Here is an 18,111-nt window from a genome sequence, read left to right on the forward strand (position 1 = left end):
GACCTTTAAGCGCCGTGCAGCCCATGCTAATCGACCCCTCCTCCCGCCATCCTCTGAACGGGACGCGCGCCGCGCACGGGGGCCTGTAGCTCAATGGTTAGAGCCGACCGCTCATAACGGTCTGGTTGGGGGTTCGAGTCCCTCCAGGCCTACCACTGCCCGCGGATCGGGCCGCTTCTGGCGCTTCGTTCACTTCGCGGAATAGGTGGGTGTCCCTATTTCGATTGTTTCAACAATAGTATTTATCTAAATATAGGCGCAATTATCCGCTGCCATTAATTTAATAATGGCAGTTTAGATATGAAGTAAGGTGCGTCGAGCACTCAACACATGCCTGTCGCACACCCTAAGAACAACATGCTGTTGTCCCAATGACTGCCGGAGCGGTCATCACACCTTACTTGGAGGCAGATACGCCCCGAAATTGGCCCCGTCAAGCTGTCTTCCGAGAAAAATATGGCATAGGCCGCCTGCGTCGGGTTGTAGACCAAGTTGGCGTGAGTGTGTTGACAGACAACGTCATGCGCTTCGGGGTGCGTTCGGTTGCGACTTCGGTTGAAAGTTTGGCTTGAGTTTGTTGACAACCTTTCAACCGACAACGATACGCCTTTGACGTTTTAAATGAGTTTCGTATTGCGCGAACCAACAAGTATCACCTTGTCGAACGCAACGGGAATACACCGGAATTACGGCGACCACGTTGACAACCGATACGACGACCGTTGCGCAGATCGTACAGCGACGATGCGTGGAAGTTAGTTTTGTCCAGTACGACCGACACCGCTGCTAACGCTGACAGTGCGCCTGGGTGCATCACCGGAAATGATTTCCAAGTACGCGGGCCGCTTCTAAGGTCAGTGGAGGCCCTTAAGGGGCGGCCTGGCGCAAATGGACCCGTGGAAGTTACTTCATGGTTTCTATCAATGACGACACGCGTTCGTGTAACACGGAAGGCCGAGGTGGCCGGAAACATGGGTACACACTCTTTTCGACTAAATGGTGTGTGTCCCATGTTTCAGAGTTCTTAAGAAGTCGTTTCAGAATACCCGTTTCTACGGATTTTCCCGCGCGATAACTGACTTTATATACGCGATATCTGGTTTCAATTTCTCAAATTCTATATCGGTCACGTCCACCTTATTGTGGCTTAGGAAAATGCGCTTTGATTCCAGCGCATTGAAAAAATTCAATAAATTCGAAAGCTCTTCTTTCGGTTTCATCGGGTTTCTCCGCTGGAATATTCTCAACGTGAGATAGTGAGTATTCCACTGAAGTCAGCAATAGTTGGTGTTTGTTAATAAAATTCAATGCAACCCCGATCGGGGGCTGTTGACGGAACAGGTTCATAAACAAACAGCGGCGCACCGCTGTTTCTACTAAACTGCATTACGGCGGCGTTCGGCATCACGCATTTTCGCGGCCAGTCCCGTTCGTTCCTTTGCCGCGACCGCCGCTCGAAAAGCATGGACGCGAGCCACCGCATCGCCGTCGAACGGTATCGTCTCGTTCTCAGTGGGGAACAGGCCGTCGATCAAGAGAATGTCGGCCACTGCGCTCATTGGAATGTCGCCAGCGTATCCGGTTTCGATGTCCATGATGATCCGACAGTTGGTCCTGTTGATCTGCCCAGCCGCCTCTGCAACCCGCCACTCGTCAATGAGGCTGGCGGCTGTCGGCAGGTCGATTCTGCTGTGATCGATCCGCAGCCACACGGCCATGTCATCCGGCCTGATGTCCGTGAAGCTCCACCAGTCGCCGCGTTCCACGGCTTCCATTAGCTTCGGCGCCTCCCGGAAATCGAACAGGCTGACCCGGCCTAGGAATTGGCAGAACGAGTTTTGATGACGGTTCACGGGCGGCTTGGCCCGGATGAAGCCGTCTGCCACGATGGCCTCGAAACCGGCGACGCTGGTGGAATGCCATACCTTGCCGCCAAGCACGGCCATCATGGTCGGTGTCAGGGTGTCTTCCGGCTCTGGATCGAACATCGGCTGGCGTTCCTAGCTTTCCTTGGTCAGCTTTTCGGTGACGATCCGGCGGATGTTCTGGTCATCGTCTAGATCGATAACGGTGCGCTCGATGGTGACGCGTTCCACCTTGCCCTTCATGCCTTTCAGCCAATCGTAAATGGCGGACGACGCGATACCGACCGGGACTGACGCGGCCGTGCTGATGGTGAATTCAGCCCAGAACGGCAGGTCGCCGCCCTTGCGCATGTGCTCGATTTCGCACGTCACGCTTACGCCATTGCCGAGGTCGAACGTCTCCCCGCTGGCGTACCACGCGTCGCGAAACTCCGGGTCGTGGGTGTCGATATCGACATGCAGGTTCATGGTCAGTTCCTCGTTGATCGCCTCGCCAATCCCCCGGCATCTTCAGGCACCGGTTGCGCTCGCGCCAGTACGCTAGTTTGGCGGGCGTTCATAACGGTTGGCCCATCCAGTCCTCACGTCCATGACGCACGCGCTGGATGAGAACGTCCGCCCCATCGATCCGGTAGACGATGACGTGGCTCTTGTAGGGATGCATGCGCGACGAACGGCTCAGTTCGGGACGCTCGGGCGCGGCGCGTGGGAAATCAGACAGGAACACGAAGGCCTGTTCGAGCCCGGCGTGATAGCGCTCCGCCTGATCGACGCCGAACTCACCGACGCCCGTGACGTAGATCTGGAGGATGTCCTCCTCGGCCTTCCGGCTGAGCCTATAGGCCATGATCCACGCCGGCCCGGCGGCGCGCCGCCGCGAGGATGTCGTTCATGGAGTTGGGACTGACGCCGCTCTCTTCGGCCTCGTCCACCAGCCGCTGCATGGCGGCGATCTTCGTGGCGCGTTCCTGGTCGCGGCGGATCAGGTCGCGCACATAGTCGCTGGCGTTGCTGTAGCGCCCCGTCTCGGCGCGGCTCTCGACCCAGTCCTTCATGGCGTCGGGCAGGGAAACATTCATCGTGGCCATCGTGCACCTCTTCTGGAGAAGGTGGGTTTTTGGCAAAGATTGTCAATATTTCCGGGTGAAAAGGAAGCGATTCAGTGGCGGCACAACCGCCCGTCACCACACCCCCGGCATCAGCCTCGACCGCACCCGGCCGGCGTAATCCGCATACCCCGCAAGCTCGGCGCGCAGCAGGCGGTCTTCCCAGGCGGTGCGCACGACCAGCAGCGCCGAGGCCAGGGCGGCGGGAGCCAGCGCCCAGAACGAGCCCAGGGCCAGGGCCATGCCGAAGAACAGGAGCAGGGCGGCGACATAGCCGGGGTGGCGGACGAAACGGTAGGGGCCGGTGTCGATCACGCGCTGATGGCGCTCGGACTGGATCCGGACGCCGGGCTCGAAGAACGGGTTCACCGCCTGGGCCCAGCCGGTCATCGCCACGCCCGCCAGCAGGCCGGCATAGCCCAGGATCACCACCCAGGCCGGCGCATCCGACCCGTGGAAGCGTCCGGCGTCCAGCGCCGCGACCGGCAGGATGGCCGCCATGGCCGGCAGGATCACCGCCAGCAGCGCCTTGTCCCAGCCTTTGGTGCCCGGCTGAAACCGGCTGCGCGCGCGGTAGATCACCGGATTGACGCGGGCGATCACCAGGGCCGAGGCGCCGAAGGCCAGGATCAGCACCGCCAGGAACAGCCATCCGGGCCACCAGCCGATCGAGCCGGCCGGCAGGAAGATCAGCGCCAACAGGCTGAGCGGCAGGCCGACCGCATAGGCGACCGCCGCGCCGGGCGATATCGCGCGAGGGTCCTGGGGATTCTGGGGCTCTTCCATGCCGCTCACCCTGTTGATCAAGCCGCGTCCGGGCCGAGTTGGGGCTGGGGAAGGCGGGCGTTTCCTGCCCCGTTCAGACTTCCAACGTATCGTAGACGACCACCTTTTCCCACAGGTGGCCGCATTGCTTCACGAACGCCAGGTGGAGGGGGTGGGTCTGGTATCGGCCCTGATCTTCCACGCTGTCGAAGATCATCAGCTCCGAAACATCGTAGCTGTTGTCCACCACGTCGCGCTTTTCGGTCGAGGCGGGGACGCCGATGTGAAGCTGGCGGACGACGTCTATGGCCTTCAGGGTTCTCAAGCCTGAGATCAGAAGATCCCTGTCGGTGGGTGAACCGGGGTTCTTGAGCCAGAAAAACACATGGTGGATCACGGGGGCGGCTTCCTGGGTCTTGCGGTCTGGAGGGCTTTGCGCGGCGAGGGCCGGTCCGCCGGCCAGCGTCCCGGTCGCCAGGGCGGCCGACACAAACAGGCGGCGGTCGAAGACGTTCATGCGGCCGGTCTCCAACGCTTGATCTCGGGTCAGGGCCCCAGACTAATCGCGGATCCGGCCGCGTCCACCACCGCGTGGCGCGCGTGCCCTTGCCTCATGCTCAGGCGTGGGCCAGCGCTCCGATCAGGGCGTCGGCCGGAATCCGCCACGCGCTCTTGAGCCGCCGGATATGGTCGAGCGAGAGTTCCCGCTTCCGGTTCAGAATCTCCGACGCCCTCGGCGCCGATCCGAGCACCTGGGCGAGGTCGCTTCGACCATAGCCCCGATCCTCCATGATCAGTTGCAGGACGTCGACCGGATCGGCCTCGGGAATTTCGTGGTGCTGGTCCTCGTACTTCTCGATGACCATGGCCAGCATGTCGTAATGGTCGGCCGCTTCCGTGCCTTCCTCGGGTTCGTTGTCAAAATAGGGACGGATCGCCTTCAAGGCCTCTTGGTGGTCGGCCTCGTTGCGCAGCGGGCGAACGCTGCTGATGTTCCGCATGTCCAGTCTCCGCGAGGTTTCCCGCTTTGAGGTTAGTCTGTAGGCGACCGCTCGGCCGCCCGGTTAAAGTTTCTTGACGTCCAACCTGTTGTATTCCGCATGGGTTCCGATCCACAGAATGAACACCCGCTTGGCGCGGAAGCCGACCAGGCCGACGATGCGATAGTTGTTGCCGCCGACATTGAAGACGACCTTTCCGTCACCCACCATGTCCGCGGAATTGAACGTCAGTTTCAGGTCCGCGAACGACGCCCATGTCGCATGGCGCACAACGGCGTACCACGCCGTCAGGCTGGCCCTGGCCGCCGGATGCCTGGTCCAGAACGCCTCCAATGCGGTGCGGGCGATCACGTTCACGACCAGGGTATAGACGGATTTTCCCAATTTGGGAAGTCATGAATTCCCAAATTGGGAAATACCTTGAGTCGGGCCGTCGCGGCGTCGCCTGGACGTCCCGCCCCCTCACTGCATGAACCACCCGTGGCTGACCACCACCGACTGGCCCGTCAGGGCGTTGGTCGGGAAGCCGGCCAGGAACACCGCCGTGCGGGCCACGTCGTCCACGGTGGTGAACTGGCCGTCGACGGTTTCCTTCAGCATCACGGTCTTGATGACCTCGTCCTCGCTGATGCCCAGTTCCTTGGCCTGTTCGGGAATCTGCTTCTCGACCAGCGGCGTGCGGACGAAGCCGGGGCAGATCAGGTTGGCGCGAACGCCGTGCGGGGCGCCTTCCTTGGCCACCACCTTGGCCAGGCCCTCCAGCCCGTGCTTGGCGGTGACGTAGGGGGCCTTGAGCACCGAGGCCTCCTTGGAGTGCACCGAGCCCATATAGATGATGCTGCCGCCGCGGCCCTGGGCGTACATGCGCTGCAGGCAGGCCCGGGTGGTCAGGAAGGCGCCGTCCAGGTGGATGGCCAGCAGCTTCTTCCAGTCGGAGAATTTGTAGGTGTCGAGCGGGCCGACGATCTGGATGCCGGCGTTGGACACCAGGATGTCGATGCCGCCGAACTTGGCGTCGACGGCGGCGATCCCGGCCTCGACCTGGGCCTCGTCGGTGACGTCCATGGCCACGCCGAAGGCGCGCTGGCCGCTGGGGTCGAACTCCAGGGCGGTGGCGTTGGCGGCCTCGATGTTGAGGTCGGCGATGGCCACCTTGGCGCCCTGGGCCAGGAATTCCTTGGCGATGTCCTTGCCGATGCCGCTGGCGGCGCCGGTGATCACGGCGACCTTGTCTTGAAGGCTCATGGTCAGTCCTTTCCGGGGGAGGAGGAAGGCTTGGGGGTCGTGAAGTCGTAGGTCTCGACCGAGTGGGCCCCGGCCGGCCGGGTCAGCACCTCGGGGTGGGAGAGGGTGAGCAGGGCGTCGCGGCGGCCGGCCTCCCAGTGCTCCTCCATCGTCCGGCGCGAGAACTCGTAGTCCTTCGACTGGCCCTCGTAGGTGGCCGAGCGGTAGACCAACTGGACGATGTTGTAGACGGCGGGGTCCGACGCCTGGGCCAGCAGCTGGGCCTGGGGCGTGGCCACCAGTTCCGGCGGCATCAGGGCCAGCAGTTCGTTGAAGGTGGCGCGCAGCTTCTGGGTCCGCTTGAAGCTGTCGGTGGCCGCGCGGGTGCGGCTGGAGAACTGCACCTCCTTCATCCGCACCGCCACTTCGCACAGGTCGCGCGGCAGCACGCCCTGGGCGCTCCACAGGTCGACCTGGAAGATCAGGGTGTCGAGGTCCGACCGCGCCGACAGCACCCAGTCCAGCGGGGTGTTGGAGACCAGGCCGCCGTCCCAGTAGAACTCGCCGTCGATCTCCACCGCGTCGAAGGCCGGAGGCAGGGCGCCGCTGGCCATGATGTGTTCGGGGCGGATGACGTCGGTCTCGTTGTCGAAATAGGCGAAGTTGCCGGTGCGGACGTTCACCGCCCCGACGCTGAAGCGCATGGTCTTGGCGTTGATCCGGTCGAAGTCGACCAGCCGTTCCAGGGTGGGGCGCAGGGCCGAGGTGTCGTACCAGCTGGTGGCGCCCGGAACGCCGGCCGGCAGCAGGAACGGCGGCGGGACGCGCGGGGCGAAGAAGCCGGGCACGCCCTTGGCCATGATCTGGCCGGCCGCCAGCTGGTTGACCCAGCCGCGGGCGATGTCGCCGTTCACCAGGCCGGTCCAGGCGCTGGCCCAGCCGCCGTCGTGGGGCTGGCTGACCAGCTCCCAGAACTCGCGCAGCCGTTCGCAGCGGGTCTCGCGCGGGTTGCCGGCGATGATGGCGCTGTTGATCGCGCCGATCGAGATGCCGGCGATCCAGGTCGGCTCGACATCGGCGTCGAGCAGGGCCTCGTAGACCCCGGCCTGGTAGGCGCCCAGCGCGCCGCCGCCTTGCAGCAGCAGGGCCACGCTCTCGAAGGCGGTGGCGTTGGGCTTGGGCTGCTCGGGCGGGGCGACGGGCTTGCGGGGGCGGCTATTCACGTTCGGGAACCGGCACGTTGAAGCCGTTGAGGGTGACCGAGACCAGGGCGTAGAGGCCGACCAGATAGATCAGCTCGTTGGCGCCGTGCTGGCCGAAGGTCTTCACCGCCAGGGCGTACAGCGGCTCGGGCAGGACGCCGCCGCGGCTGAGGGCGTAGGCCACGTCGAAGGCGACGCTCTCGTCCCTGGCCAGGTCATTGGGCTTGAGGTCGGCGACCAGGGTGGCCAGCCGCTCGGCCGGCATGCCGTCGCGCTCGGCCACGGCGATGTGGGCGTAGATCTCGTAGGCGGCGTCGTAGCGGGCCCCGACCACCAGGATGGCGATCTGCCGGACGTTGTCGGGCAGCACGGCGTTGGCGGTCATGGCCAGGGTGAAGTCCCAGATCGCCTTGCCGATCGCCGGCTCGTGCAGCCAGGGGTTCCACGGCCCCATCAGCGCGCCGTCCTCACGCTCGACCTTGAAGGCGTTGAAGTGGCCGGCGATCCCCTGTCGCATGTCGTCGTAGAGCGGTTTCTGTTCGGGGGAGAGGTCGGCGGGAGCGATCAGGGGCAGGCGCATCTGTAATCCTTCGACAAGCGAGGAGAGGCCACGGGCTTCGCGATGCGGGATCGTCGCTCAGCTTATGGTGCAGTGCAATATCGATGTGGCGGGATCATGTCGTTCCGGGGCGTCTTCAAGGTGGCGCCGTTCGGCTAGGGGCGCGGACGGGCTCGGAATTCCTGAGAGGCGTCAAGACCCTCCCTCCGGTTGTTCCTAGCCGCATAAAAAACCCGGACCACGCTTTCGCGAGGCCCGGGCTGGAGTGCGGCGGGGGATGATCGCCGAACTAGAACCGCAGGCGGACGCCCGCGAAGTAGCTGGTTCCGAAATAGCTGGTCTCGCCGTTGCTGCCGGCGACGGGCCGCTGGAACAGCGAGTGGCCGTTGTTGAGGTTGATGGCCTGGACCTTCAGCTGGACGTTCTGGGTCAGGGCGTACGACCCCGAGAAGTCCAGGTAGCCGGCGGCGTCGGTCACCCGGTTGGGCGCGTTGCCGTTGGCCTTGAAGTAGTCCGAGCGGTACTTGTAGACGAGGCGGAGCGAGATCTTGTCCTTCTCGTAATAGCCGGTGACGCTGCCCGAGCGCTTGGACAGGCCGTTGAAGCCGACCGGGTCGGTGAAGTTGGCCAGCGGGTTCAGCGGGTCGATCGCCGACGGGTCGGGGAACTCGAAATCGCTGTCGACCAGGGTCAGGTTGGCCTGCACGCCGAAGCCGTCGAACGGGGCCGGCAGGAAGGTGAAGGCCTTGTTGACCGTGAACTCGACGCCGAAGATGGTCGAGGGATCGTCGCTGTTGATCTGCTGGTTGACCGGCACGGTGAAGCTGACGCCGCCGATGACCAGGGTCTCGATCAGCGAGCCCTGGGCGGCGGGAACGGCGGCGGCCTTGAACTTCTTGTAGAACAGCGCCGCCGTGAAGCTGGTGTCGCGGTCGGGATAATATTCCAGCGACAGGTCGCCGTTCCAGGAGTCCAGGGCCTCGAGGCGGGGATTGCCGCCCGAGACGCCGCGCAGCGCCGTTTCCACGGTCGTGGCGCCGGAGTCGACGGTGAAGTTGCGACCGGCGCCCATGGCCTCGATGTTCGACCGGGCCATGGCGCGGTAATAGGCCGCCCGCAGCGAGACGTCGTCGCGCAGCTTGAAGTGGATGTTGGCGCTGGGCAGGACGTTGGTGAACTCGTTGTCGACCCGGATCTGGGCGAACGAGCCGGGGATCGGCTTGATGGTGATGGTGCCGCTGGCGTTCTCGACGGTGTAGTCGCCGCGATAGCCCAGCGACTTGATGCTGGTCTTGATCACCCGGACACCGAAATTGCCGGTGATCGGCACGCCGCCCCATTCCGAGCGGAAGTTGGCCATGGCGTAGCCGGCGGTGATCTTCTCGGTGATGTCCAGGTCGCTCTGGCTGCGCGAGTCGGCGGCCGGGCCCAGGTCATCGACGCCGGTGAAGGCGGCGTAGAGGCACTGGGTGCTGAACTGCGCCCAGTTCTGGACGTTGGTCCCACCGTCCTTGCCCCAGTCGCGCACCACGGTCGGGATGCGGCACTCGGTGTTGCCCTTGGTGACGTTGGCGGGCAGCACGGTCGCCAGGTTGTTGGTGTTGCCCAGGTCGGTGATGCGCTGGTGGTCGGAATAGCGCAGGCCCACCTTCACCGACTCGATGAAGCCGTCGCCCAGCTCGTACAGGGCGTCGATGCGGCCGGCGGCGATCTCGTCGGTGCGGTCGTCCATCTGGCGGTTGGCGAACGCCCCGGTGTTGAAGGCGGCGTAGTTCATCAGGTCGATGGGCGCGCCGGCGGCATTGGTGAAGGTCGCCGTCGGGATGTCGCTGTTCTTCTGGTCCATGGTGTAGAGGACGCGGCCGCCGGCCCCGAACGCCGTGCCCGACCGCAGGCGGGTCGACTTGTTGACCTCGTTGCGGTGGGTCTTGGAGTAGGACAGGTCGGTGGTGATGGTCAGGGCGTCGTTCGGCGTGAACCTGGCCGCGAAGCCGCCGCCGTCATAGTCTTCCGTGCGGTTGCGGATGGTGCCGGCGATATCCAGGATGCTGTTGCCCGACCAGCGCGACAGGGCGCCGTTCGGTTCCACTTCCAGCGGCGTGACGCCGCGACGGCCTTCGGCGATCGACAGGTCGTTGCGGTCCTCGAACGACTTGCGGCGCGACAGCTGGACGTCGAGGTTGAAGTCCCAGATGTCGTTGGGGCGCCATTGCAGGGCGCCGATCAAGGCCTTGCGCTTGTCCTCGGTGATGATCTGGCGGAACGAATAGCTGCTGGTGGCCAGGTAGGTCGGGTTGGCCGAGCCCGTGACGAAGGCGCAGTTGCCGGCGGTCAGCGAGCTGGGCGTGGCGTTGACCGTGTTGCACGGGACCCAGCTGGTCGAGGTGGCGTAGAAGTCTTCCGGGGCCGACGAATTGGTCGTGGCGAAGCCGACCGACACGCCGATCTCGCCGATCCTGGTGTCGAAGCGATCGGTGTACGACCCGGCGAACCGGGTTCCGAACTTGTCCGAACCGCTGACCCGGTCGTTGTACGGCAGGTAGTTGCCGCGCGCCTCGAACTGGAAGCGGCGCTTGCCGTAGTCCAGCGGGCGCAGGGTCTTCAGCTCGACGACGCCCGAGACGCCGCCTTCGACGAAGTCGGCCTGCTGGCTCTTGTAGACCAGCACGCCGCTGACCAGCTCCGACGGGAACTGTTGGAACGACACGGCCCGATCGCCGCTGCCGCTGGACAGTTCGCGGCCGTTCAGGGTGGAGAAGCCGAGGAACGGACCCAGGCCCCGCACCGAGATCTCCGAGGCCGAGCCCTTGAAGCGGTCCGAGGTCACGCCGGTGATGCGCTCCAGGGTCTCGCCGACCGAGTTGTCGGGGGTGGAGCCGATCTCGTCATTGACCAGGCCGTCGACGATGACCGTGGACTCGCGCTTGACGGCGATCGAGTTGCGCTGCGTGGCGCGCATTCCGGAGACCACGACCTCGTCGACCTGGTTGTCGGCCGGGGCGGGTTTGGCGGGCGCGGCCTGGGCCGGGGTCGGGGCGGGGGTGGAGCCGGCGGTGGCGGTCGGGCCTTCCTGGGCCCAGGCCCGCGGCGCCCACAGGGTCAGCGCGGCGGCGGCCATCAGCAACCCGCGGCGCAGGTCGCGTCGATTTACGTCGAGTGTCCTTGAAACGGTCATGCCGCCCCTCCCATGGCTGGCCTGACGCCCTTGGTCGGGCGGCCTTATGCCGTGGTGGTAACAACGTTATCGCAGATTGGCTAGACCATATGGCGGGGATACGGCGAATTTGGTCAGATCTATCGAGGTGAGTATTGCGCAAATCGGCCTAGGTAATCGGTTTCCCAAGCGGAAATTGGCTTTCCCACAAGGGGTTGAGGGTGACGTGAAGCGCAGTGGCAACAGTCCCGCAGCAATTTGGTATGACCAGTTTGGGGGCGCTGGCCGACGCTCGGATTTTCAGGAGGCTGAAGTCCTCCCCCTGTGGGGGAGGTGTCGGCGCAGCCGACGGTGGGGGGAGTTTGCCAATGTGGGATATCTCCCCCCACCGGCGCTTCGCGCCGCCTCCCCCACGGGGGGAGGGCTATCGCCTATGGGTTCGCTCTGAAAAGGCTGTCATCCCGGACAAGCTCGGCGAAGCCGGGCGCAGATCCGGGACCGCCGGAAGCGCCGAGTTCACGCGTCGGTCCCGGATCTTCGCGCTGCGCGCTCGTCCGGGATGACAACCGTTTTTGGTCATATGCGATAGGCCCTCCCCCACGGGGGACGACCTGCAAAAGACTGAATCTACTTCGCCACGATCTTCGGCAGGGCCGTGATCGGCTCCAGGACGATGTCGCGGAAGAAGGTCTCGGCCCCTTCCGACTGCAACTGGATCGCGCCGTGGGTCAGGGGCAGGGCGGGGCCGCCCTCCACGCCGTCGGCGTCGGTCGACCGCATGTCGCGAACTTCCATCACCGGCACGCCGTTGACCACGTGGATGGCCCGGTCGCCCAGCACGTAGAGGTCCAGGGTGTTCCATTCACCGGCCGGCTTCTCGGCGTCGCGGGCGGCCTCGACGTTCCAGTTCGGCGTGGCGACGGTGACGTCGCGCCCGACGGTCGAGAACCGCAGCTTCGGGGCGATCAGACTCGGGTCATCGACGGCCTTGACCTGGGCGCTGACGGCGTCGCCGACCCGCACGACCATGCCGGTCGAGCCCTGCATGATCTCGAACTCGACCGCCCGGCTCCAGGTGCCGAACACCGCGCCGAGCGGGCCATGCGAGTGGTAGAGCAGGCCGTTGTTGGGCGGCAGGGTCTGGCGCGGCGCCCAGCGGCCGGGGCCCCACTTGTACTGCAGGCGCAGATGGTAGTCGCGGAAGTCGCCCTTGTGGACCAGGCTGCCCCAGGTCTTGCCGCTGACATAGAGGGCGGGCCGGCCGTCCTCGGTCGCCACCTTGAAGATCTCGGCGCTCAGAGCTGTCGCGCCGATCGGGGCGACGGCGGGGCGGGTGTAGGTCAGGGCCGGGTCGGCATAGCCCAGCCAGGCGTCCCAATTCTTCAGGTCCTTGCCGTCGAACAGCACCACGGCCGGACCGGTCGCCTTGGGGACATCGGTCAGCACCAGGGTCTCGGCGAGGGCGGGCGTGGCGGCGGCGAGCGCCAGGGCGACAGCCAGGGTCTTGAACATGTTTCCTCCACGGCGCGTTGGTCGGCGGCCCGGCGGGAGACTAGCTGACAACGTTGTCTCTTCAAGCGCGGCATGGTCGTAGACAGGGCGCGAGGCCAGGGGGCTTGGCGGAGCTCAAACAACCGTTAGACTTCGCGGCTCAACGAGAGGACGTCCCATGCCCAAGGCTCCCGCGAACGGTATCGAGATCGAGTACGAAACCTTCGGTCCCGAGACCGGCGAACCCTTGCTGCTGATCATGGGCCTGGGCCAGCAACTGACCCGCTGGCCGGTGTCGCTGATCGACCGGCTGGTCGACGAAGGCTTCCGGGTCGTCCGCTTCGACAACCGCGACATCGGCCTGTCGACCGGCTTCGACCAGGTCGTCACGCCCGACCTGCCGACCGTGTTCGGGGCGCTGGCCAACGGCCAGGATCCAGGCGCGCCCTACCTGTTGGCCGACATGGCCGACGACGCGGCCGGCCTGCTGGACGCCCTGGGGATCGCGCGGGCCCACGTGGCCGGCGTGTCGATGGGCGGCATGATCGGCCAGATGCTGGCCGCCCGCCATCCGGAGAAGGTGCTGTCGCTGGTCTCGGTGATGTCGACCACCGGCAACCCGGCCGTGCCGCCGGCCTCGCCCGAGGCCCAGGCGGTGCTGTTCGCGCGGCCCGCGGCCACCGACCTCGACAGCCTGACCGAGCACGCGCTGAAGGCCCAGATCGCCATCCAGAGCCCGGCCTGGCCGGTCGATCCGCGGACCGAGCGGCCGTTGCTGCGGGCGGCGATCCAGCGCGCCTACCATCCGGCCGGCGTGCTGCGCCAGATGATCGCCGTCATCGCCTCGGGCGATCGGCGCGAGGCGTTGAAGACCATCGCCGCCCCGACCGTGGTGCTGCACGGCGCCGACGATCCGCTAGTGCGGGTCGAGGGCGGCCAGGACACCGCCGCGACCATCCCGGGGGCCGAGCTGCGGATCATCGACGGCATGGGCCACGACTTGCCGGCGGCCGTCCACGACGCCTTCATCGATGCGGTGAACACGGCGGCGGCGCGGGCGCGGCAGCTGGCTTAGGGTCTGGCGCGACGCGGTTGCTCTGGGTCCCGGCCTTCCGCTTCGTTGCGGTCGGGATGACAACAGTGGGGTGGGGGTCAATTGGACCCAGTCCCTAAGACCGGACGGCCAGGTCAGGGCTCCGGTTCCGGCCGGCGTCGGCCGATCGCGGTCCGAGTCGCCTGGTCGGGCGCCGCCGCGGGATCGCGGCGGAAGCGTACGACGATCTCCACGCTGTCCGGCCGTTCGTCCAGGGCTTGGCGGACCATGACGAGCAGGGTTTCGGTCGAGACGTGCAGATCCACGATCTGCGCCGATTCTTCGTAGATCATGTGGGAATGCGGTTCGGGCACGGTGTCGAAGACCAGCTCGGTCGTCGTCGTGGGCAGCCGGCCGACCAGCCCATGGTCGGCGAGGGTTTCAAGGTGGTGAGCGAGCTCGGTCTGCGTCATCGCCAGTCCCGCCTCGGCGGCCATGTCCGCCACCTCCGCCAGGGTGAGATGCGTCTCCGGCGCGGCCCGCAACTGCGCGAGCAGACGCGGCAGCACGCCGTGGCCGGGCAGGCCGGCACGGCGCAGTTCCTCCCGAAACACGGCTTCCACCGCGTGGGACATCTGACGTCCTCCCAGGGCGCCGGGACGGTCGCGGTCGTGCATCGCCGCGATCTGATCCCGACCTTGAAGTGTGGACGCGGCTGGGTTTCAGCCGCGTCCGGTCGTCTTTCCCCCTAATCAGGTGAGGTCGAAGCGGTCCGAGTTCATTACCTTGGTCCAGGCCGCCACGAAGGCGTCCACGAACGCGCCTTGCGAGTCGGACTGGGCGTAGGCCTCGGCCAGGGCCCGAAGTTGCGAGTTCGACCCGAAGATCAGGTCGGCGCGCGTGGCGGTCCACTTCGGTTGACCGGTCGCCCGGTCGCGGCCCTCGAACTCGGCTTCCTCGTCCGAGGTCGCCGTCCACGCCGTGCGCATGTCGACCAGGTTGACGAAGAAGTCGTTGGTCAGGACGCCCGGCCGCTGGGTGAAGACGCCATGCGGCGACTGGTCGGTATTGGCGCCCAGCACCCGCAGACCGCCGACCAGCACCGTCATCTCTGGCGCGGTCAAGGTCAGAAGTTGCGCCCGGTCGACCAGCAGCTCTTCGGCCGTCAGGGGCGAGTCCGTGTTCAGGTAGTTGCGGAACCCGTCGGCCTTCGGTTCGAGCACCGCGAAGGACGCCACGTCGGTCTGCTCCTGCGAGGCGTCGGCCCGGCCCGGCGTGAACGGGACCTCGACGTCATGGCCGGCGGCCTTGGCGGCCTGTTCGACGGCGGCGGAACCGGCCAGCACGATCAGGTCGGCCAGCGACACTTTCTTGCCGCCGGTCTGGCCCGCGTTGAACGCCGACCGGACGCCTTCGAGGGCGGACAGCACGGTCGCCAACTGGGCGGGCTGGTTGACCGCCCAGTCCTTCTGCGGGGCCAGGCGGATGCGGGCGCCGTTCGCCCCGCCGCGCTTGTCGGAGCCACGGAAGGTCGAGGCCGAGGCCCAGGCGGTCGCGACCAATTGCGGGACGGTCAGCCCCGACGCCAGGATCTTGGCCTTCAGGTCGGCGATGTCCCGCGCGTCGATCAGCGGGTGATCGACGGCCGGCAGCGGGTCCTGCCAGATCAGCTCTTCCTTTGGCACCAGCGGGCCGCGATAGCGGGCCAGAGGGCCCATATCGCGGTGGGTCAGCTTGAACCAGGCGCGGGCGAAGGCGTCCTTGAGCTGGTCCGGGTTCTCGTGGAACCGCTTGGAGATCGGCCCGTAGATCGGGTCGAGCCGCAGGGCGAGGTCCGTCGTCAGCATCATCGGCGGATGTTGCTTGGACGGGTCGTGGGCGTCGGGCGCCAGGGGGCCGGCCCCTGGATTCTTCGGCGTCCACTGATAGGCGCCGGCCGGGCTCTTGGTCAGTTCCCACTCGTGCCCGAACAGGGTGTCGAAGAAGCCGTTGTCCCAGGTGGTCGGGTTCGGAGTCCAGGCGCCTTCCAGACCGCTGGTGATGGCGTCGCCGCCCCGGCCGCTGCCGAAGCTGTTCTTCCAGCCCAGGCCCTGCTCGACGATGCCGGCCCCTTCGGGCTCGGCCCCGACCAGCGCCGCGTCGCCCGCGCCGTGGGCCTTGCCGAAGGTGTGGCCGCCGGCGATCAGGGCGACCGTCTCCTCGTCGTTCATGGCCATGCGCGCGAAGGTTTCGCGGATGTCGTGCGCCGCCGCCAGCGGATCAGGCTTGCCGTTCGGCCCCTCCGGATTGACGTAGATCAAGCCCATCTGAACGGCGGCCAGCGGCTTGTCGAGCTCGCGCTCGCCCTGGTAGCGCGCGTCGCCCAGCCAGGTGTCTTCCGCGCCCCAGTGGACGTCTTCCTCGGGTTCCCAGACGTCCTCGCGGCCGAAGCCGAAGCCGAAGGTCTTGAACCCCATGGTCTCCATGCCGACGTCGGCGGCCAGGATCATCAGGTCGGCCCAGGAGATCTGGTTGCCGTACTTCTGCTTGATCGGCCACAGCAGGCGGCGCGCCTTGTCCAGGTTGCCGTTGTCCGGCCAGCTGTTCAGCGGCGCGAAGCGCTGGGTGCCCGAGCCCGCTCCGCCGCGACCGTCACCGATGCGATAGGTGCCGGCGCTGTGCCAGGCCATGCGGATGAACAACGGACCGTAGTGGCCATAGTCGGCCGGCCACCAGTCCTGGGAGTCGGTCTGCAGCGCCCGCAGGTCCTTCTTCAGGGCCTCGACATCCAGTTTTTCGAGCTGCTTGGCGTAGCTGAACGCCGGCGACATCGGGCTGGAGAGCGCCGAATTCTGGTGGAGGATCTTCAGGTTCAGCTGGTTGGGCCACCAGTCGCGGTTCGATCGTCCGCCGAAGCTGGTGTGGAACCGGACGCCGTGCTTCAGCGGGCACTTGGTTGTGGGTTCGACAAGATCGCCGTCCATCTTCGTCTCCGATCGTGGTTGCCTTGATTGACGTGGTCCCTGAGTGGAGACCCTGAAACTTCCGGAAGAAGAGCACGCTTCCTGGCGGTGGGGTAGGAGCGCTGGCCTGGGGCCAGCCTCCACCGCGCCGCTTTTCGTGTCGCCGGTGACTGGCGCGCTGGAGGTTCTGGTCGGGCCTTGGCTCCTGCCGTTTCTCCCTCGCGGCGCTCTCCGCTGGATCGCCGCGTTCAGTCTTTGCCCATTCCGACGATAATGAGAAGCGCCAAAACTCAATGGATGCGATAGGCTTGGCCTATGATGAAAGCGGGCTGACCAGATGAACCTCCGGGACCTTCGCTATCTGCTGGCCGTGGCCGAGCACGAACATTTCGGCCGCGCCGCGAGGGCCTGCGGCATCAGCCAGCCGACGCTGTCCGTACAGATCCGCAAGCTCGAGGAGCTGATGGGCGTCGCGCTGTTCGAGCGCACCAGCAAGACCGTCGCGCCGACCTTCGCCTGCCAGCAGTTGATCGGCCACGCCCGCGCCGCGGTCACGGCGACCGAGGCGATCCTCGCCACGGCGCGGAACCTGCGCGACCCGCTGGCGGGGCGTTTCCGGCTCGGCATCATTCCGACGCTGGCGCCCTATCTGCTGCCGCTGGTCTTCGCGCCGCTGCGCGAGGCGCTCCCCGCGCTCGAACTGGAGCCATGGGAGGACCAGACCTCGGCCCTGCTCGGGCGGCTGCGCGCGCATGAGCTGGACGCCGCCCTGCTGGCCACCGAGGTGGACGGGCCGGACCTGGTGAGCCAGCCGCTCTTCGCCGAGCCCTTCCTCGCGGCGCTGCCGCCCGATCATCCGCTCGCCGCGTGCGAGGTGGTGGCGGAGACGGACCTGACGCGGGACATGCTGGTCCTGGCGGACGGGCACTGCCTGCGCGAACAGACGATGGAGGCCTGCGGGCAAAGCGAGGCGCTGGGCGGCACGTTGCGCGCGGCGAGCCTGCCGACTCTGCTCAACATGGTGGCCGCCGGCTATGGCACGACGCTGATCCCCGGGCTGGCGGCCGGGGCGGCGCTGGACGCGGGAATCGTGCTGCGGCCGCTGGCGGCGCGGGCCGGGCGGACGGTGCGCATCGCCTGGCGCGCGCATTTTCCCCGGCGTCCGGCGGTGGAGGCGGTGGGCGAGGTCATCGCCAATCGCCTGCGCGGTTTCGCGGAGGGCGCGGCCGCCGGGACCGTCTAGCTAGCCCCGCCGCAGCAGCACCGTCGGCGAGTCCTTGTAGGTGGTCCGCGTCACCTCGCTGAACCCCATCCGGCCCGCCAGTTTCAGTGAGGGCGCATTGTCGGGGTCGATGATGCAGACCACGGGATCGGCGCCCCATCGGGCCTCGCCCCAGTTCAGACCGGCGGTCACGGCCTCGGAGGCGAAGCCCTTGCCGTGGGACCAGGTCGCCAGCACCCAACCCATCTCGGGTATTCCGTTGATCGACGGTTCCAGCCCGCGGTGGAAGTCGGCGAAGCCGACCTCACCGACATAGCGGCCGGTGGCGGTCTCGCGCACCGCCCAATAGCCGTAGCCCAGCAGCGCCCACAGGCCCCGGGCTCGCAGCAGCCGCGCCCAGCTCTCCTCCGGCGTCGAGGTGCGGCCGCCGACGTGCCGGGTGACCAGCGGATCGCTCCACAGCGCGGCGCTGTCCTCGAAGTCCGACAGCTCCGGGGGAGACAGGCTCAGGCGCGGGGTGGTCAGGACGGGCGGGAACGATGACATG

At 66.3% G+C, this 18,111-nt stretch carries 19 protein-coding genes and 1 tRNA gene; 3 read left to right on the plus strand and 17 right to left on the minus strand.

Going from position 1 to position 18,111, the window contains the following annotated elements; genetic code table 11:
- Positions 1-79: 79 nt before the first annotated feature.
- Positions 80-155 (plus strand) — tRNA-Ile (locus ASD79_RS20905).
- 897 nt (positions 156-1,052) lie between these two features.
- On the opposite strand, the gene ASD79_RS24130 is transcribed toward ASD79_RS20905, so the two are convergent.
- The 14 genes from ASD79_RS24130 to ASD79_RS20970 all read right to left on the minus strand — a co-directional run bounded on the left by ASD79_RS24130 (position 1,053) and on the right by ASD79_RS20970 (position 12,388).
- The gene (locus tag ASD79_RS24130; RefSeq protein WP_156400612.1) at positions 1,053-1,220 is read right to left on the minus strand and encodes a hypothetical protein; all 168 of its coding nucleotides are present in this window, start codon (positions 1,218-1,220) and stop codon (positions 1,053-1,055) included.
- Between the two features lie 156 nt (positions 1,221-1,376).
- Entirely contained in the window at positions 1,377-1,988 is a 612-nt protein-coding gene (locus ASD79_RS20910) for a hypothetical protein (protein WP_056725258.1), read from the minus strand.
- Positions 1,989-2,000: 12 nt separating this feature from the next.
- Positions 2,001-2,333: a hypothetical protein gene (locus ASD79_RS20915; RefSeq protein WP_056725260.1), complete on the minus strand. Its 333-nt coding sequence runs from the start codon at positions 2,331-2,333 to the stop codon at positions 2,001-2,003.
- Between the two features lie 88 nt (positions 2,334-2,421).
- Complete coding sequence (locus ASD79_RS20920) at positions 2,422-2,712, minus strand: type II toxin-antitoxin system RelE/ParE family toxin (protein WP_056725262.1); 291 nt, start codon at positions 2,710-2,712, stop codon at positions 2,422-2,424.
- Positions 2,702-2,953 (minus strand): type II toxin-antitoxin system ParD family antitoxin, encoded by a 252-nt coding sequence (locus ASD79_RS20925; RefSeq protein WP_156400613.1) that lies wholly within the window; start codon positions 2,951-2,953, stop codon positions 2,702-2,704. The genes ASD79_RS20920 and ASD79_RS20925 overlap by 11 nt, the downstream gene beginning before the upstream one ends.
- A 93-nt stretch (positions 2,954-3,046) precedes the next feature.
- Positions 3,047-3,757, minus strand: coding sequence for an isoprenylcysteine carboxylmethyltransferase family protein (locus ASD79_RS20930; protein WP_200952340.1), 711 nt, complete (start codon positions 3,755-3,757; stop codon positions 3,047-3,049).
- 73 nt (positions 3,758-3,830) lie between these two features.
- Complete coding sequence (locus tag ASD79_RS20935) at positions 3,831-4,253, minus strand: Dabb family protein (protein WP_056725265.1); 423 nt, start codon at positions 4,251-4,253, stop codon at positions 3,831-3,833.
- 100 nt (positions 4,254-4,353) lie between these two features.
- Entirely contained in the window at positions 4,354-4,737 is a 384-nt protein-coding gene (locus tag ASD79_RS20940) for a type II toxin-antitoxin system HigA family antitoxin (protein ID WP_056725267.1), read from the minus strand.
- Positions 4,738-4,800: 63 nt separating this feature from the next.
- The gene (locus ASD79_RS20945; RefSeq protein ID WP_056725539.1) at positions 4,801-5,094 is read right to left on the minus strand and encodes a type II toxin-antitoxin system HigB family toxin; all 294 of its coding nucleotides are present in this window, start codon (positions 5,092-5,094) and stop codon (positions 4,801-4,803) included.
- Between the two features lie 105 nt (positions 5,095-5,199).
- On the minus strand, positions 5,200-5,982 hold the full coding sequence (locus tag ASD79_RS20950; RefSeq protein WP_056725269.1) for a 3-hydroxybutyrate dehydrogenase: 783 nt from the start codon (positions 5,980-5,982) through the stop codon (positions 5,200-5,202).
- A gap of 2 nt (positions 5,983-5,984) precedes the next feature.
- The gene (locus tag ASD79_RS20955; protein ID WP_056725271.1) at positions 5,985-7,184 is read right to left on the minus strand and encodes a patatin-like phospholipase family protein; all 1,200 of its coding nucleotides are present in this window, start codon (positions 7,182-7,184) and stop codon (positions 5,985-5,987) included.
- Positions 7,177-7,743 (minus strand): carboxymuconolactone decarboxylase family protein, encoded by a 567-nt coding sequence (locus ASD79_RS20960; protein ID WP_056725273.1) that lies wholly within the window; start codon positions 7,741-7,743, stop codon positions 7,177-7,179. Before ASD79_RS20960 ends, ASD79_RS20955 begins: the two co-directional genes overlap by 8 nt.
- 268 nt (positions 7,744-8,011) lie before the next feature.
- On the minus strand, positions 8,012-10,897 hold the full coding sequence (locus ASD79_RS20965; RefSeq protein ID WP_156400614.1) for a TonB-dependent receptor: 2,886 nt from the start codon (positions 10,895-10,897) through the stop codon (positions 8,012-8,014).
- Positions 10,898-11,503: 606 nt separating this feature from the next.
- Positions 11,504-12,388 (minus strand): DUF1080 domain-containing protein, encoded by an 885-nt coding sequence (locus tag ASD79_RS20970; RefSeq protein WP_056725277.1) that lies wholly within the window; start codon positions 12,386-12,388, stop codon positions 11,504-11,506.
- Positions 12,389-12,545: 157 nt separating this feature from the next.
- Between ASD79_RS20970 and ASD79_RS20975 the strand changes: the two genes are divergently transcribed.
- The gene (locus ASD79_RS20975; RefSeq protein WP_056725279.1) at positions 12,546-13,442 is read left to right on the plus strand and encodes an alpha/beta fold hydrolase; all 897 of its coding nucleotides are present in this window, start codon (positions 12,546-12,548) and stop codon (positions 13,440-13,442) included.
- A gap of 113 nt (positions 13,443-13,555) precedes the next feature.
- Here the strand turns inward: ASD79_RS20975 and ASD79_RS20980 are convergent, their stop codons facing one another.
- Together ASD79_RS20980 and katG are read right to left on the minus strand one after the other, a co-directional pair.
- Complete coding sequence (locus ASD79_RS20980) at positions 13,556-14,035, minus strand: transcriptional repressor (protein ID WP_056725541.1); 480 nt, start codon at positions 14,033-14,035, stop codon at positions 13,556-13,558.
- A gap of 117 nt (positions 14,036-14,152) precedes the next feature.
- Entirely contained in the window at positions 14,153-16,363 is a 2,211-nt protein-coding gene (gene katG / locus ASD79_RS20985; RefSeq protein ID WP_056725281.1) for a catalase/peroxidase HPI, read from the minus strand.
- Positions 16,364-16,679: 316 nt separating this feature from the next.
- On the opposite strand from katG, the gene ASD79_RS20990 reads away from it, so the two are divergent.
- Complete coding sequence (locus ASD79_RS20990) at positions 16,680-17,585, plus strand: LysR substrate-binding domain-containing protein (RefSeq protein ID WP_056725283.1); 906 nt, start codon at positions 16,680-16,682, stop codon at positions 17,583-17,585.
- On the opposite strand, the gene ASD79_RS20995 is transcribed toward ASD79_RS20990, so the two are convergent.
- Positions 17,586-18,110: a GNAT family N-acetyltransferase gene (locus tag ASD79_RS20995; protein ID WP_156400622.1), complete on the minus strand. Its 525-nt coding sequence runs from the start codon at positions 18,108-18,110 to the stop codon at positions 17,586-17,588.
- Position 18,111 lies beyond the last annotated feature (1 nt).

This window comes from Caulobacter sp. Root655, assembly GCF_001427665.1.
Lineage (GTDB): Bacteria > Pseudomonadota > Alphaproteobacteria > Caulobacterales > Caulobacteraceae > Caulobacter.